The organism is Actinospineispora acaciae DSM 45401 (assembly GCF_000620785.1).
Classification (GTDB): Bacteria; Actinomycetota; Actinomycetes; order Mycobacteriales; family Pseudonocardiaceae; genus Pseudonocardia; species Pseudonocardia acaciae.
This window is the reverse complement of the sequence record NZ_JIAI01000009.1, coordinates 1-14,423: the sequence shown is the minus strand read 5'-3', so window position 1 is coordinate 14,423 and position 14,423 is coordinate 1. Positions and strand designations below refer to the sequence as shown.

Sequence of the window (14,423 nt, the reverse complement as noted above, 5' to 3'; positions counted from 1 at the left end):
GCGAGGTGCGTGAGATCCTGGAGATCCTGGCCCGTGACGGGCGGGCGACCGCCGAGCGGATCGCCACCATGACCGACATCCCGGAGCAGACCGTCCGCGAGCGGATCGGCGAGTGGGAGGCGGCCGGGATCATTCGCCGGTACAAGGCGGTGGTGGACTGGGACCGGTTCAACCGCGCGGTCCAGCCCGACCTGCCCGAGACGATCACCGCGTTCATCGACGTGTCGCTGGCCCCGGCCAGGGGCGTCGGGTTCGACGACGTGGCCGAGCGGATCTCCCGGTTCCCCGAGGTGCGCTCGGTGTACCTGGTCTCCGGCACCCAGGACCTGCGCTGCACGATCACCGGCGGCAGCCTGCGCGAGGTCAGCGAGTTCGTGGCGCAGAAGCTGTCCACCATCGACCGGGTGCAGGCCACGGCCACCCACTTCGTGCTCAAGACCTACAAGCGCGACGGCGACGCGTTCGTCGAACCGGAGCCGGACCACCGCCTGCCCGTCATGCCATGAAACCGCTCAACAGCGTCATATCGGCCTGTCCCCCGTCCGGAATCCGCAGGTTCTTCGACATCGCGGCCCAGCGCGCCGACGTGATCTCGCTCGGCGTCGGCGAGCCGGACTTCGTCACCCCGTGGCGGGTCAGGGAGGCCGGGATCTACGCGCTGGAGCACGGCGCCACCACGTACACCTCCAACGCCGGCCTGCCCCGGCTGCGCGAGCTGATCTGCGCCGAGCTGTCCTCCCGGTACCAGGTCGACTACGCCCCCGACGGCGAGTGCGTGATCACCGCCGGCGTCTCGGAGGGGCTGGACCTGGCGCTGCGGGTGCTGCTGGAGCCCGGCGAGGAGGTGATCGTCCCGGAGCCCTGCTACGTGGCGTACCAGCCGTGCGTGTCGTTCGCGGGCGGCGTGCCGGTGCCGGTGGCCACGCACGCCGAGGACGGCTTCCGGCTTCGGGCGCAGGCCATCGAGGCGGCGGTCACCGAGCGGACCAAGGCGGTGCTGATCGGCTCGCCGGCCAACCCGACGGGCGCGGTGCAGAGCCGCGAGGACCTCGCCGCGCTGGTCGAGCTGGCCCGGCGGCACGACCTGTACCTGGTCTCGGACGAGATCTACGACCGGCTCAGCTACACCGCCGCGCACACCTGCCTGCCCTCGCTGCCCGGCGCTCGGGAGCGGACGGTGCTGCTCGGCGGGTTCTCCAAGGCGCACGCCATGACCGGCTGGCGGGTCGGCTACCTGTGCGCGCCGGCGCCGGTGGCCGAGCTGTGCCTGCGGATGCACCAGTACACGATGCTGTGCGCGCCGCACGTGTCCCAGCTCGCGGCCGTGGAGGCGCTGTCCGCGGGCGGCGAGGACGTCGCCCAGATGGTCGCGGACTACGACCGGCGGCGCCGGGTGTTCGTCAAGGGGCTGCGCGAGATCGGGCTGGACTGCCCGGAGCCCGGCGGGGCGTTCTACGCCTTTCCCTCCATCCGCTCCAGCGGCCTGGACTCCGAGGCGTTCGCCGAGCGGCTGCTGCACGCCGAGGGCGTCGCGGTGGTGCCGGGGAACGTGTTCGGCGCGCCCGGCGAGGGCCACATCAGGTGCTCCTACGCGACGGCGCTGCCGCTGTTGGAGGAGGCGCTGGAACGGATGGCACGATTCCTGCGAAAGGGTGGGTGACGGCACCGGCGGCGGTCATAATCGCGGTCGAGTAGAGAACCACCCTGTCACGCCCTACAGTGACAGCACCGACCGCCCGACGACCGTCGCGGCGGGAGACATGAGGGGGATCTCCATGTCGGACCCTGACGCGGCGTGGAACCGCCGGCCGTCAGCGGGAAACGGGTACTGGCGCCGGCTGGGCGCCGCCCTGCCGATGCGCACGGCGCTGTTCGCCGTCGCCTCCGTGTGGATCTTGGGCTGTGTGTGGTCGTTCCAGGAACAGAGCAACTTCGCCGCCTCCAAGGGCTTCGTCTTCCCCCACCTGCTGCCGCTGGTGATCGACGGCTTCGCGGTGTCCATGGCCGGCGTGGCCTGGGCGGCCTCGCTGGACGCCCGCCCGGCGGTGCCGGCCCGGCTGGCCACCGTGGTCGCGGTCGCCGCGTCGTCGGCGAGCAACGGCGTCTGGGCCTACCTGCGGGCCAACCAGGACATGGTCACCGTGACGCTCGGCGTGGCCGTGCCCGTCGCGGCCAACCTGGCCTTCGAGGTGCTGCTGGCCGAGCTGCGCCGGCAGGTGCAGCGGCGCCGGGGCCTGCCGCCGCCGGTCGCGGTGCCCTACCCCCGGTTGATCCGGTTCGTGCTGGCGCCGTGGGCCACGTTCTTCGCCTGGCGCACCATGGTCCTGGAGATCACCGCGATGGAGCACACCATCGCGCCGTCGGCCAGGACGCCTCGGAACCGGCCGGCCGACGACGAGCCGGATCCGGTGCCGGCCACCGCGTCGGTGTCCCGGGTCGACGCCACGACACCTGTCCAGCCCGTACCACCCCCGCCCGCCGCCCGGCACGCCGCACCGGCCCCGGCGCTCGCGCCCTCGTTCAGCGCGCCGCTGGCGAACGCCCCGGCGCCCCCGAGTGAACCCGCGCACGCCGCGCCGAACCCGCCGAACTCCCAGCCCGCGCCCTCGGAGCCAACGATGGCCGAGGCTCCCCCGGCGCCCGCGCACCCCGAGCCGCCGCCACCGCCCTCGGCCCCGGCGCCGGCTCGCCACGTCCGGCCCGTGCCACCGCCCACCGAGGTGGCCCGCCAGGCCGACGCGGGCTCCGTCGCGACCCGCCAGCGGACCCGCTACGAGCCCGAGCCGTCGCGCAACGGTGAGCAGCTGACCAACGGAACGGCCCCCGACAACGAGACCGACCTCGACCCGGACAACGACAACGAGACCGAGAACGGCTTCGACCCGAACCGGCCCGTCGACCCCCGCGTCGAGCAGCTCGCCCGGCACCTGGCGGCCACCGACGACTCCGAGGACCTCACCGGCGAGCGGGTCAGCGAGCTGCTCAACATCAACGCCTCACCGCGCACCGGCCGGCGGCTGCTCGGTCAGGCGCGCGAGCTGCTCCACCGGCGCCGCGCCCAGGCGGAGTACGACGGGCAGGGCTTCGACTCGGGCCTCAGTGTGATTGGCGGGCGCTGAGCGCCGGCGCGCCGGCCAGCTCGCGCAGCGCGATCGACGCCGCGTACGGCACCAGGTCGCGCCCGCGCCGCCACACCCACGGCAGCCCCTTGAGCACCAGCCACAGCAGGTGGTGCGCCGCGGTGATCTCGCGGCCGCCGCCGCGCGCCAGGCTCACCGGATGCGGCACCGCGAACCCGGCGTCGGAGAGCAGCTCCCCGAACCCGCGCGCCAGCATCCGGTGCCCCAGCTCCGAGGGGTGCAGCCGGTCCACGCTCCACGCCGCGCGGTGGTAGCCGCCCGGCAGGGTGTCCAGGTCGAGGCGGCCGATCCGGTGCCGCGCCACCACCGCGTCGGTCACCGCGTTCAGCTCGTTGATCCGTACCCGCAGCGCACGCCGCAGCGGCCCCGGCAGCCAGAACACCCGGCTGTGGTCGTGGAACCTGACGGTGAGCACCGTGGCACCGGCCGCCCGCAGCGCCGCCACCACCGCGTCGTAGTCCTCGGTCAGCGCCACCGGGTCGAAGTCCGAGCGCAGCGTGTCGTTCATCCCGACGACCAGCACCGCGACGTCAGGGCGCACCCGCACGGCGGCGCCGAGCTGGCGGCGGCGCACGTCGGCCATCCTGGCCCCGGGGAACGACACGTTGGCGTAGCGCACGGCGCCCGGAGCGCCCAGCGAGCCCAGCAGCAGCGGCCCGAACCCACGCCAGCCACCGCCGGGCAGCGGGTCGCCGATGCCGACCGGCGTGGAGTCGCCGAGGACGACCAGCCCTCGTACCACCCGTGCCGGCTCGGCGCCCGGCAGGGGTGCAATGGTCTCAGCGGTCACAGCTGAACACGATCACGAACCAGGACTCACCCACGGTGAGAACGGAGTGACGGGCCGTGGACCTGTTGCGGAACGGTCGGTGCGGCGGGTGTTGCTAGTCGGTTGTACGCGCCCGGAACGCCGGGAACAGCGGGAGCTCGGGCTGTCCGTCACCGAGCTTCGGGCGCAGCGCGGCCACCATGGCCTCGGCCAGCTCCGCGCTCGCCGGCCGTCCCCCGCCGGCGGCGTCGCGGGCCAGCGCGCCCCAGTAGTGCGCCAGCGCGAGCAGCGCCCGGGGCGAGCGGGTGGTGTCCCTGCCGATCAGGGAGTTCTCCGCGAGCCCCGCCGGCAACAGCAGCAACGTGCACAGCCACACCCACAGCAGCTGCGCGTCCAGCAGCCGGGCCCGCAGCCTGGCCGGTTCGTCCAGGTCGGGCCACACGGAGACGACCTCAGCGCGCCACGCCGCGAGCATCGCGTCGGCCATCCCGGCCGGCAGCGCGAAGCTGCTCTCGCACGCCGGGAACGGCACCCGGGTGTACGCCGCGTCCAGCATCACGTCCCGGAAACAGCCCCACTCGAAGTCGACGAACCGCACGCCCTTCCTGGTCACCAGGTTGTTGTCCGGGCAGGTGTCCGACGGGCTGAACGCGCGGTATCGCGTGCCGCCGAGCAGCCGGGCGGTGGCCCTGGCCTCCTCGGCCGCCGCCGGCCCGACCCGCACCCCCAGCTTGGCCTCGATCAGCTCGGGCAGGGTGGCCAGCGCGGAGCGCGCCTCGTCGGCCATCGGGTCGCGCCAGGACCGCTCGCCCAGCCGGCGCAGCAGCGCGTCGAAGTCGTGCTCGCGCCCGGCCGTCAGCGCGTGCAGCCGCCCCAGCGCCCGCGCCCAGCTGAGCAGGCACCGCTCGGCCGCGCCCGCGTCGCTGCCGAACAGCTTGTCCGCCAGGGTGGACGAGCGCCCCAGGTCCTCCAGCACCAGCAGCCGGTTCGCCGCGTCGTACCCGAACAGCTCCGAGCTGGGCCGCGAGTCCCCCTGCATGGCGGTGAACAGCTGGCAGCTGGCCGCCTCGTGGCGGAACCGGTCAGCCCGGCCCGGGGTGGGGTTGCGCTGGTAGTGCTTGATCACCAGGCTGCGCGGCAGCCCGAACGGGTTCTCCGTCACCTTGGTGCGCAACACCAGCGACCGGGCGCTGCCGCCGAGGTCCTCCGGGTCGGCCAGCCTCACGGTCGCGCCGTACCGTCGGGTGAGCAGCTGCTCGGCCAGGCCGAGCGCTCGCTCCACTGCCACGGCCGTCGACGAGTCGGCCGACCGGCGGCCGGCGGCGGGACGGATCATCGTCCCTGACCCTACCGCCGGGGTAGGCGTCCCCGCTGGCCTTTGCCCGCTACCGCCCACACACCCAGTCCGTACCTTGCACACCTGCTTCAGCACGTGTGCGAGCTACGAAGTGGTTGTGCGGGCGGATAACTTGCGGCGGCGCGGGGAGAGCCAGAGGACGGCGGCGCCGGCCGCGACGATGCCGAGGAGGTTGACCAGGAGCTGGGCGGCGGAGGACGCGGCGCGGTCCCAGCTGCCCTCCAGGGCGGCCACCGCGGCGAACGCGGCGGCGGGGACGGTGGTGACCGAGATGAACACGCCGACCAGCGCGCCCGACTTCGCCGAGGTCAGCGACAGCATCCCGGCCGCGCCCGCGAGCAGCGCGACGATCAGCGAGAACGGGCCGACCTCGTAGATGAAGTCCACCTGCGGGATGTTGGCGATGGTGGTGCGGTCGAGCAGGCCGGTGAGGTGGAACAGCACGCTGGCCACCCCGGTGATCGCCATGGCCACCGGGAACCCCACCCCGAGCGCCAGGCCCGCGCGCCTGACCAGGTCGCGCCGGCGCAGCACCACGCCGACCGCGAGCGCAGCCAGCGGCCCGAACTCAGGGCCGAGCACCATCGCGCCGACCACGGTGACCGGCGAGTCGGTGATCGCGCCGATCGCGGCGAGCACGCAGGCGATGGTCAGGAACGCCAGGAAGCTGACGGTGAGCCGGGACTCCTCGCCGGTGTTCTCGATCAGCTCGTCCCAGATCACCGCGTCGGCCGGGTCGCCGGGCACGGCCGCCTCGGCGGCGTCCGCGGCGTCGGAGAGCACGGTGTCGAGGTGCTCCAGGGTGATCCCGCCGGTGCGCTCCAGCCCGAGATCCTGCAGCGCGGACAGCAGGCCGTCGGCGCACTCCCTGGTCAGCACCGCCTCGATCACGTCACCCTCCGGCCGCAGCGCCGCGCCGGGGAACACCGTCACGTGGGTGGCCCCCGGCTCGTCGAGCAGCAGCCGCCGCGCCCGCTCGGAGTACTCCGGCGGCGAGAGCACCCGAATGCGCAGCACCGTCGCGCCCTATCCGGCCGAAGTGCCCGAGTCCGGCTTGGGTGGCACCGCGTCCACGCCGGCCTCCTTGCGCTGCTCGGCGCTGATCGGGGCGGGCGCGGCGGTCAGCGGGTCGTACCCGCCGCCGGTCTTCGGGAACGCGATCACGTCCCGCAGCGACTCCGCCCGCGCCAGCAGCATGCAGATCCGGTCCCAGCCGAACGCGATGCCACCGTGCGGCGGCGGCCCGTAGGCGAACGCGTCGAGCAGGAAGCCGAACTTCTCCCGCTGCTCCGCCTCGTCCATGCCGAGCAGCGCGAACACCCGCTGCTGCACGTCCGAGCGGTGGATACGGATGGAGCCGCCGCCGATCTCGTTGCCGTTGCACACGATGTCGTAGGCGTAGGCCAGCGCCTGGTCCGGCGCCTGCTCGAAGCGGTCCGTCCAGTCCGCGTTCGGCGCGGTGAACGGGTGGTGCACCGCGGTCCAGCCCAGCTCGCGGCCGCTGTCGTCGCGGACCCGCTCGAACATCGGCGCGTCCACCACCCACACGAACGACCAGGCGTCCTCGTCGACCAGCTCGCAGCGGCGGGCGATCTCGTCGCGCGCGGCGCCGAGCAGCGCCCGGGCGTCGCCGGTCTGGCCGGCGGCGAAGAACACGCAGTCCCCCGGCTCGGCGCCGACCGCCTTGGCCAGCCCGTCGCGCTCCGACTCGGACAGGTTCTTGACGACCGGGCCGCGGTCGCTGACGGTGCCGTCGTCGTCGATGAGCACGTAGGCCAGGCCCCGCGCCCCGCGCTGCTTGGCCCACTCCTGCCAGGCGTCGAGCTGCCGGCGAGGTTGGGCGGCGCCGCCGGGCATCACGACCGCGCCCACGTACGGCGCCTGGAACACCCGGAAGCCGGTCTCGGCGAAGTACTCGGTCAGCTCGGTGAGCTCGACCCCGTAGCGCAGGTCGGGCTTGTCGGTGCCGTAGCGGGCCATCGCGTCGGCGTAGGTCAGCCTCGGGATCGGGCGCGGGACCTCGTAACCGGCCAGCCCGCGCCACAGCTCGGCGACGATCAGCTCGCCCAGCTCGATGACGTCGTCCTCGGTGACGAAGCTGGCCTCGACGTCGAGCTGGGTGAACTCCGGCTGGCGGTCGGCGCGGAAGTCCTCGTCGCGGTAGCAGCGGGCGATCTGGTAGTACCGCTCCAGGCCGGCCACCATGAGCAGCTGCTTGAACAGCTGCGGGCTCTGCGGCAGCGCGTACCAGGACCCCGGCCGCAGCCGCGCCGGCACCAGGAAGTCGCGCGCGCCCTCGGGGGTGGACCTGGTCAGCGTCGGGGTCTCGACCTCTACGAAGTCGCGCGCGTGCAGCACCTCGCGGGCGATCCGGTTGGCCTCGCTGCGCAGCTTGAGCGCGGCGGCCGGGCCGGCGCGGCGCAGGTCCAGGTAGCGGTGCTTGAGCCTGACCTCCTCGCCGACCTCGGTGTGCTCGTCCAGCGGGAACGGCAGCGCGGCGGACTCGCTGAGCACGGTCAGCTCGGTGGCGGTGACCTCGATGTCCCCGGTGGGCAGCTCCGGGTTCTCGTTGCCCTCCGGACGGATGGACACCTCACCGGTGACCGCGACGCAGAACTCGGCCCGCAGCCGGTGCGCGCGCTCGGCCATCTCGCCCTCGCGGAACACCACCTGCGCCACCCCGGACGCGTCCCGGAGATCAATGAAGATCACTCCACCGTGATCGCGGCGGCGGGCGACCCATCCGGCGAGGGTCACGGTGCTACCAGCGTCTTCGGCGCGCAGCGCGCCGGCGGAGTGGGTTCGAATCACGGAACGTGAGGTTAGCCGCCCGCCCCGGGTGCCCGGCCAGCAGGTTTCGGTTCACCCGCGGGGCGCGCGGCGCGGCGTCCGTGTCAGGCGCCCGCGGGTGTCCAGGCTCACGACGCGCGGTCCTGCATCTCCCACAGGTGATCGAGCACGTGCCAGACGATCCGGCGGACGGCGTACCGTGCCGGCCAGCCCCGTTCGACCGGCGGCGCCCCGTCGGACGGCCGCCCGAGCACCTCGACCAGCTCGTCGCGCAACGCCGCCAGCGGCCCCGGGTCGGCGACGTCGAACGGACGGTGCCGCACACCGACCTTGCGCGCGTAGGACCGCTCGGCCTCGACCACGTGCGCGACCATCTTGTCCCGGTCGCGCCCGCCGCCCCGGGGACCCTTGCGCAGCTCGGCCGGCGACTCGGCCGCCGCCTCCGCGAACGCCGCCCACGCCGCCCGCATCAACGCGACCGCGCGCCCGGCCTCCTCGGCGCCGACCGGGGCGGCATCCAGCTCGGGGATCGCGCCGGGCGCGCCGAAGTCCGTGCTGGAGCCGCCCCGCGCGCGCTCCACCACGGTGAGCTCACCAAGCCGGAAGCCGCCCAGCCCGGCACGTTCGGCGATCGGCCGGTACCTCGGCTCGTACTCGCGCAGCGCGTCGAGCGCCGGCTCCTCGCCGCTCCGGACCCGGCACAGCCCCGGCCAGTCGACCGAGCACGCGAACACCTTCTTCGGCCCGAGCTCCAGGTACACGCGTGACGCCGCGGCTGACCCGGCCGCGGTTGACCCGGCCGCGGTTGACGTGGCCGCAGTTGACGTGGCCGTTGCTGACATGGCCGCAGCCTGGCACCCGTACCTGACAGCCCGTGTCAGGTACGCCACGCCACTCAAGCTCGCAAGCCCCGGCGACCCAAGCTCGCAAGCCCGGCGACGGTGGCCGACGCTCAGCCCGAGCGGTCGGGACCGGCGTGCTCCAGGTCGATGTGGACCAGGACCCGCCGCTCGCGGACCATGGCGGCCCGGTAGTCGGCCCAATCCGGGTGCTCACCGGAGATCCCCCGGTAGTACTCCTCCAGCCCCGGCATCGCGTCCGGCAGCGAGACGATCTCCGCGCGGCCCCCGACCTGGATCCACCGCCCGAAAAACTCGTCCGGGAAGACGCACAACCACACCCGGGGATCGCGGCGCAGGTTCCGCACCTTGTACGCGGTCTCCCGGCTGCTCACCAGCACGCGCCCGCTCTCGTGCAAGCCGACGCTGACCGGCGACATCTGCGGCGTCCCGTCCGCCCTGAGCGTGGTGAGCACCGCCCGGTGGTGGGTGCGCACGTACTCGCGGGCCTCGTCCAGCTCCATCTCGCCAACCTAGCCGGTTCGCGCCCGCCGATCCGCCCTCCGGCGACCCGACACTCCCCCCGGGCGACCCCGTTCACAGCAGTGACAGTTGCTCGCCATCCACCTCCTCCCCGTCTCGGGACCGGGACCGGCGCGCCTCCGGCAGGCTCCCCCTGGGCCAGGTCCCCTCGTCATCCCCCGGCAACCCGCGCGGCGCGGCCGAGCGGGCCAGCCCGTGCCTGCGCAGCAGCGGCGCCACCCGCCTGCCCAGCTCCTCCCGGTAGCGCCGGTCGACGTAGGCGCCCCGGGAGTAGAGCCGTTGGTAAGGAGCCACCAGGCCCGGATGCTCGCGGGCCAGCCAGCTCAGGAACCACTCCCGGGTGCCTCGGCGCAGGTGCAGCGCCAAGACGGTCGCCCCGCTCGCACCCGCCGCCGCCACCTGGGCCAGCAGCGCGTCGAGAGCCTGTTCGGAGTCGGTGAGCAACGGGAGCACCGGCGCCACCATCACCCCGCAGGACAACCCCGCATCGCTGATCCGGCGCACCAGGTCCAGCCGGGCGGCCGGCGTGGGCGTGCCCGGCTCCAGGCTGGCCTGCAGCGCGCGGTCGGTCAGCGCGACGGATACGCCGAGGCCCACCGAGACCTCCGATGAGGCGGCCGCCAGCAACGGCAGGTCCCTGGCCAGCAGGGTGCCCTTGGTGAGCACCGAGAACGGCGTGCCGGACCGGGCCAGCGCGTCGATCACACCGGGCATCAGCCGGTACCGCCCCTCGGCGCGCTGGTACGGGTCGGTGTTCGTGCCCATCGCGACGTGCTCGCGCCGCCACCGCGACGAGCGCAGCTCACGCCGCAGCACCCCCGCCACGTTCACCTTCACCACGACCTGGCGGTTGAAGTCCTCGCCGGCGTCGAGCTCCAGGTAGGTGTGCGAGTTGCGGGCGAAGCAGTAGGCGCACGCATGGCTGCAGCCCCGGTAGGGGTTGACGGTCCAGCCGAACGGCATCGAGCCGCCGGGCACCTTGTTCAGCGCGGACCTGGCTTCGACCTCGTGAAACACCATGCCGGCAAACTCGGGCGTGCGCACCGACCGCAGCAGCCCGCGCATGCCCGGCAGCACGGCATCGCTCCCGACACCGTCCGCAACGACCTCTTGACCTCCCCAACGCACGTGGTACATTCGAACACATGTTCGATGCAATGGCAAGCCCGATGTCCCCGCGTTTCGGGCTTGCCGTGACGACAGGGAGGAGGCGGTGAGCATCACGGGTGAGTACGTCACCGAGACGCTGGACTACGACGGTGGTCGGCAGGTGACGGCGTACGTTCCATCGGTTCCGCCCGAGGCGGTGGTGTTCGCCGGTGACGGCCAGTTGATCTCGCAGTGGGGCGCAACCCTCGAGGGCGTCGACGTACCGCCAACCATGATCGTCGGTACGCATCGGCCGGACGACGAGATGCCCAGGCTCCACGAGTACTCGCCGGTCTTTGACGCGGAACGGTTCGCGGCGCACGAGAAGTTCTTCGTCGAGGACGTCCCCCGATGGGTGCTGTCACGTTTCGGAGTCGCGCTGGCCGCCGAGCGCACGGCGGTGTGTGGCGTCTCCGCGAGTGGAGAGCTCTCGCTCGCCATGGGGCTTCGCCATCCCGACATCTACGGCGCGGTCTTCTGCGCGTCGCCGGGGGCGGGCTACCGGCCGCCCGCCCCGATGCCGGATTCGCTCCCGCGCGCGTACATCGTCGCCGGCACGCTGGAGCCGTTCTTCCTCGAGAACGCGACCCGGTGGGCGGACGCGCTGCGCGACGCGGGCACGGACGTAGTCATGACCGAGCGGGTCGGGTCGCACGGCGACGCGTTCTGGCGAGAAGAGTTCCCGCTGATGGTGGGGTGGGCGTTTGGACGCTGACCACCTGCGAGTGAGGATGATTGCGGTATGGAGATCCGGATCGAGGCCACGGGGCTGCCCGGTCGCGCCTGTGGCCCCGGCCCGAACTTCCCGGGCTACGCCAACATCCACGTAGGGCTGCAACGGCGAAATCGCCCCGCCGAGCTGCTCGACCCGCACCCGGGCGATGCTCCCACCGCGACATGGTCCATCGACTGCGCCGCCACCAACACGCCGACCGGCATCGACGTCACGGGGCGATACGTCCAGGGCCGTCCCACGGACCGGTTCATCTACCTGTCGTGGGGAACGATCGGCGAGACCGGCGAGTTCAGCATGTTCCGCAGGGCCAAGCTCATGCTGGACGCGATCGACCCGGACGTCCTGCGCGCGGCCACCCGGTCCGGACGCCTCGTCGCCCGCCTTCGGCTCACCGACGCCAGTGGCCAACCCCTGTGCGCCCAGGTGCGGCCGCCACAGCTCGAGTGGATCGCCGGCTGACCGGGCGCACCCCGAGCCAAGAAAGGAGGTTCGTCAGCGGGTCCAGGCATCCTTGACGTAGTTCTCGAAGGTGCGCGGCGGGTTACCGGTGAGCCGCCGGTAGTCGTCGCTGACGGCGGCCTGAACGCCGGTTCTGACCACCTCGAACAGGTGGTTGATGTGGTTGACGTAGCCGGCGGGGCGGTCGGGTCGGCGCATGTGCTCGCGGTGTTCGGGCAAGGTCGCGTCGACGTGCCGAACGGTGCGCCCGGTTGCGCGGCCGATTGCGTCCGCCACCTGGCCGAACGTGAGGGAATCCGGGCCGGTCAGGGTAAAGGCGTGGCCGCCGGCGCGGTCCTCGGTCAGGCCGGCGACGGTGGCGTCGGCGACGTCGCGGGTGTCGACGAAACTGACCCTGGCCCGGCCTGTCGGCGCGTGCAGCTCGCCACGGGTGCGCAGTGCCTCGGCGAAGACGCGCTCGTCCTCGTCGAAGTTCTGCATGAACCAGTTCGCCCGCAGGATGACCCAGTCCCTGCCGTGGTCCCGCACGGTCAGCTCGAGGGCGCGTCGGGGCTGGTCATCGGGCAACCGCTCGACACCCGGCGCGGACAGCAGGACCACCCGCCGCACCCGCGGAGCCGCGGCGATCAGCTGGGAGACCGTCTCGTGGGCGTAGTGGTCCAGGTCCAGGCCCTTGACGACCACGCCCTCGGCCTCCCCCAGCGCCGGCGCCCAGGTCGACCTGTCGTACCAGTCGAACACGACGGGCGTGACATGGGGCGAGGTCGCCGCGCCGGGGTGGCGGCTGCCGGCCCGCACCTCGACGCCGGCCGCCGCCAGGCGCGCGACCATCCGCCGCCCCACCTTGCCGGTCGCGCCTGTCACCAGAACGTTCATCATCCGCCTCCGTTCGCGTCGGGTCGCCCTAGGAGCGCCACGCTATGTCCGGACAGGGAGACGAAAAATGGCTGAGAGGCTCGATCTTTTGTCCAAGCATCTCGCTCTCGCAGACGACTAGCCTGCACGGCATGGACGTGATGGCGGACATCCTGGCCGCGATGCGCATCGGCCGGCCCGTCGCCGCGCGCACCGAGACGCATGCACCGTGGGGTCTGCGGTTCACGCACATCACCGGCGCCGCGTTTCATGTCGTGCTCCAGGGCTCCTGCTGGCTCCTCCCGCCGTCGGAGGACTCGGCAACGTTCGAGCCCGTCGAGCTGGCCCCCGGCGACGTCGTCCTGCTCGGGCGAGGAACCGCACACGCCATGGCGTCCGCGCCGGACGTGCCGCTCATCGACTTCGCACCCACGCGCGACACCCCCTCCGCGCCGTTCGGACAGATGTCGATACCCGGCGCCGGCGCCCGCGCCGTCACGCTGTGCGGCGCCTACCTGCTGCAGCGCCACCGGCCACACCCGCTGCTGACGGGTTTGCCCGATGTGCTGCACCTGCCCGCCAGGCCGGGCCGCGATCCCGGCCTGCACGCCCTGACCACGCTGCTCGGCGACGAGCTGGAGAACCGACCACCGGGATCGACCGCCGTCACACCGACGCTCGTCGACGCGCTGCTGGTGTACATGCTGCGCGCCTGGTTGCGGGACGCCAGCCCGGCGGACGGGTGGTCGGCGGCCCTGGCCGACCCCGTGACCGCCCGAGCCCTGGCCGCCATCCACGAGCACCCGGAACGCACCTGGACGGTCGGCCAGCTCGGCGCCGTCGCGGGCCTCTCACGCGCCGCCTTCGCGCGCCGGTTCACCGCCCTGGTCGGCGAACCGCCGCTGACCTACCTCACCCGCTGGCGCATGACCACGGCCGCCCGCCTGCTCCGCGACACCGACAAGCCGCTGGCCCAACTCGCCGACGCCGCCGGCTACGGATCCGCGTTCGCTTTCGCCAAGGCATTCCGCCGCGAGTACCACATGACCCCCGGCCACTACCGGGCCGACGCACGCCTCACCGAGTAGTAGGTGAGGAACATGTCCACGCCGCGGTCGATGAGCTCGTTGGCGCGTTTTTTGTCGATTCGTTCGCCGTATGCGAGGTGGGCGAAGTGTGGGTAGAGGACGAGTGCGTAGAGCTGGACCAGTGCCAGGTCGATGTCGGGGATGTCGAGCTCGCCGGCGTCGATGCGTGCGCGGAACTCCTCGACGAGGATGGCGGACGTTGGGCCGGGGCCGTTGGCCTTCCATGCCTGGCCGAGCTCGGGGAATCGCTCCACCTCGCTGGCGACGAGGGTGCGTAGCGCAAGTACCTGTGGCTGCGCCATTCCGGCCACCCATCCTCGCGCCGCCCGCATGAGGATCTCGCGCATGTCGCTGGACTCCGCCAGGCTCTTTTCCAGGGCCGACTTCGGTTGCTGGAGCGCGTCTTCGAGGGCGTCGTGGATCACCGCGAGGAACAGCTCTCGCTTGCTCCCGAAGTGGTTGTAGATCGTCACCTTGGACACGTCGGCGCGCTGGGCGATGAGGTCGATGCCGGCTTCGTAGCCGCGGGTGAGGAACACCTCGCGGGCGGCGTGGACGATGGCCCGGCGCTTGAGGTCGGCGCGCTCGCCGGTGGGCGTGCGCCGGGGTGGTTCGGCCATGCCCCGCATGCTACCAACCCGCTGAACTGTCCCGTCCAGTTCATCTGGACTGAACTGTTGCGTTCACATGTACTGAAG

15 protein-coding genes are annotated in these 14,423 nt (G+C 72.8%); 6 read left to right on the top strand and 9 right to left on the bottom strand.

The window, feature by feature from the left end:
* Window positions 1–5 precede the first annotated feature (5 nt).
* The 3 genes from N912_RS0132155 to N912_RS66565 all read left to right on the top strand — a co-directional run bounded on the left by N912_RS0132155 (window position 6) and on the right by N912_RS66565 (window position 3,119).
* A complete protein-coding gene (locus tag N912_RS0132155; RefSeq protein ID WP_028925633.1) occupies window positions 6–506 on the top strand; it encodes an Lrp/AsnC family transcriptional regulator in 501 nt (166 codons plus the stop codon).
* Entirely contained in the window at window positions 503–1,660 is a 1,158-nt protein-coding gene (locus N912_RS0132150; protein WP_028925632.1) for an aminotransferase class I/II-fold pyridoxal phosphate-dependent enzyme, read from the top strand. The genes N912_RS0132155 and N912_RS0132150 overlap by 4 nt, the downstream gene beginning before the upstream one ends.
* A gap of 115 nt (window positions 1,661–1,775) precedes the next feature.
* The gene (locus N912_RS66565; protein ID WP_028925631.1) at window positions 1,776–3,119 is read left to right on the top strand and encodes a DUF2637 domain-containing protein; all 1,344 of its coding nucleotides are present in this window, start codon (window positions 1,776–1,778) and stop codon (window positions 3,117–3,119) included.
* Here the strand turns inward: N912_RS66565 and N912_RS56025 are convergent.
* From N912_RS56025 to N912_RS0132110, 7 genes are all read right to left on the bottom strand, one after another.
* Window positions 3,097–3,930: an SGNH/GDSL hydrolase family protein gene (locus N912_RS56025; protein ID WP_064745461.1), complete on the bottom strand. Its 834-nt coding sequence runs from the start codon at window positions 3,928–3,930 to the stop codon at window positions 3,097–3,099. The genes N912_RS66565 and N912_RS56025 overlap by 23 nt on opposite strands.
* 94 nt (window positions 3,931–4,024) lie before the next feature.
* A complete protein-coding gene (locus tag N912_RS56020) occupies window positions 4,025–5,245 on the bottom strand; it encodes a hypothetical protein (RefSeq protein WP_051581113.1) in 1,221 nt (406 codons plus the stop codon).
* A 105-nt stretch (window positions 5,246–5,350) separates the two neighbouring features.
* Entirely contained in the window at window positions 5,351–6,283 is a 933-nt protein-coding gene (locus N912_RS0132130; RefSeq protein ID WP_028925630.1) for a DUF389 domain-containing protein, read from the bottom strand.
* Between the two features lie 9 nt (window positions 6,284–6,292).
* Window positions 6,293–8,077: an aspartate--tRNA ligase gene (gene aspS, locus N912_RS0132125; RefSeq protein WP_028925629.1), complete on the bottom strand. Its 1,785-nt coding sequence runs from the start codon at window positions 8,075–8,077 to the stop codon at window positions 6,293–6,295.
* 107 nt (window positions 8,078–8,184) lie between these two features.
* The gene (locus N912_RS0132120; protein WP_028925628.1) at window positions 8,185–8,817 is read right to left on the bottom strand and encodes a hypothetical protein; all 633 of its coding nucleotides are present in this window, start codon (window positions 8,815–8,817) and stop codon (window positions 8,185–8,187) included.
* 191 nt (window positions 8,818–9,008) lie between these two features.
* Complete coding sequence (locus N912_RS0132115) at window positions 9,009–9,419, bottom strand: PPOX class F420-dependent oxidoreductase (protein WP_028925627.1); 411 nt, start codon at window positions 9,417–9,419, stop codon at window positions 9,009–9,011.
* A 73-nt stretch (window positions 9,420–9,492) separates the two neighbouring features.
* Entirely contained in the window at window positions 9,493–10,575 is a 1,083-nt protein-coding gene (locus tag N912_RS0132110; protein ID WP_028925626.1) for an Rv2578c family radical SAM protein, read from the bottom strand.
* Between the two features lie 76 nt (window positions 10,576–10,651).
* Between N912_RS0132110 and N912_RS0132105 the strand changes: the two genes are divergently transcribed.
* Together N912_RS0132105 and N912_RS0132100 are read left to right on the top strand one after the other, a co-directional pair.
* Window positions 10,652–11,302 carry an alpha/beta hydrolase gene (locus N912_RS0132105; RefSeq protein ID WP_028925625.1) on the top strand — a complete coding sequence of 217 codons (651 nt, stop codon included), beginning with the start codon at window positions 10,652–10,654 and terminating at the stop codon, window positions 11,300–11,302.
* Window positions 11,303–11,329: 27 nt separating this feature from the next.
* Window positions 11,330–11,782: a DUF5990 family protein gene (locus N912_RS0132100; protein ID WP_028925624.1), complete on the top strand. Its 453-nt coding sequence runs from the start codon at window positions 11,330–11,332 to the stop codon at window positions 11,780–11,782.
* A 33-nt stretch (window positions 11,783–11,815) separates the two neighbouring features.
* On the opposite strand, the gene N912_RS0132095 is transcribed toward N912_RS0132100, so the two are convergent.
* Complete coding sequence (locus tag N912_RS0132095) at window positions 11,816–12,658, bottom strand: NAD(P)H-binding protein (protein WP_169747997.1); 843 nt, start codon at window positions 12,656–12,658, stop codon at window positions 11,816–11,818.
* A gap of 131 nt (window positions 12,659–12,789) precedes the next feature.
* Here N912_RS0132095 and N912_RS0132090 point away from each other — a divergent pair, with 131 nt between their 5' ends.
* Complete coding sequence (locus N912_RS0132090) at window positions 12,790–13,725, top strand: AraC family transcriptional regulator (protein WP_028925622.1); 936 nt, start codon at window positions 12,790–12,792, stop codon at window positions 13,723–13,725.
* Here the strand turns inward: N912_RS0132090 and N912_RS0132085 are convergent.
* A complete protein-coding gene (locus N912_RS0132085) occupies window positions 13,695–14,345 on the bottom strand; it encodes a TetR/AcrR family transcriptional regulator (RefSeq protein WP_028925621.1) in 651 nt (216 codons plus the stop codon). The two genes, N912_RS0132090 and N912_RS0132085, sit on opposite strands and share 31 nt — an antisense overlap.
* Window positions 14,346–14,423: the final 78 nt, after the last annotated feature.

Coding starts and splice junctions, on each gene's coding strand:
- N912_RS0132095 (WP_169747997.1), bottom strand. CDS start 12,658: ATGAACGTTCTGGTGACAGGCGCGACCGGCAAGGTGGGGCGGCGGATG.
- N912_RS0132085 (WP_028925621.1), bottom strand. CDS start 14,345: ATGGCCGAACCACCCCGGCGCACGCCCACCGGCGAGCGCGCCGACCTC.
- N912_RS0132115 (WP_028925627.1), bottom strand. CDS start 9,419: ATGGAGCTGGACGAGGCCCGCGAGTACGTGCGCACCCACCACCGGGCG.
- N912_RS0132110 (WP_028925626.1), bottom strand. CDS start 10,575: ATGTACCACGTGCGTTGGGGAGGTCAAGAGGTCGTTGCGGACGGTGTC.
- N912_RS66565 (WP_028925631.1), top strand. CDS start 1,776: ATGTCGGACCCTGACGCGGCGTGGAACCGCCGGCCGTCAGCGGGAAAC.
- N912_RS0132090 (WP_028925622.1), top strand. CDS start 12,790: ATGGACGTGATGGCGGACATCCTGGCCGCGATGCGCATCGGCCGGCCC.
- N912_RS0132100 (WP_028925624.1), top strand. CDS start 11,330: ATGGAGATCCGGATCGAGGCCACGGGGCTGCCCGGTCGCGCCTGTGGC.
- N912_RS0132150 (WP_028925632.1), top strand. CDS start 503: ATGAAACCGCTCAACAGCGTCATATCGGCCTGTCCCCCGTCCGGAATC.
- N912_RS56020 (WP_051581113.1), bottom strand. CDS start 5,245: ATGATCCGTCCCGCCGCCGGCCGCCGGTCGGCCGACTCGTCGACGGCC.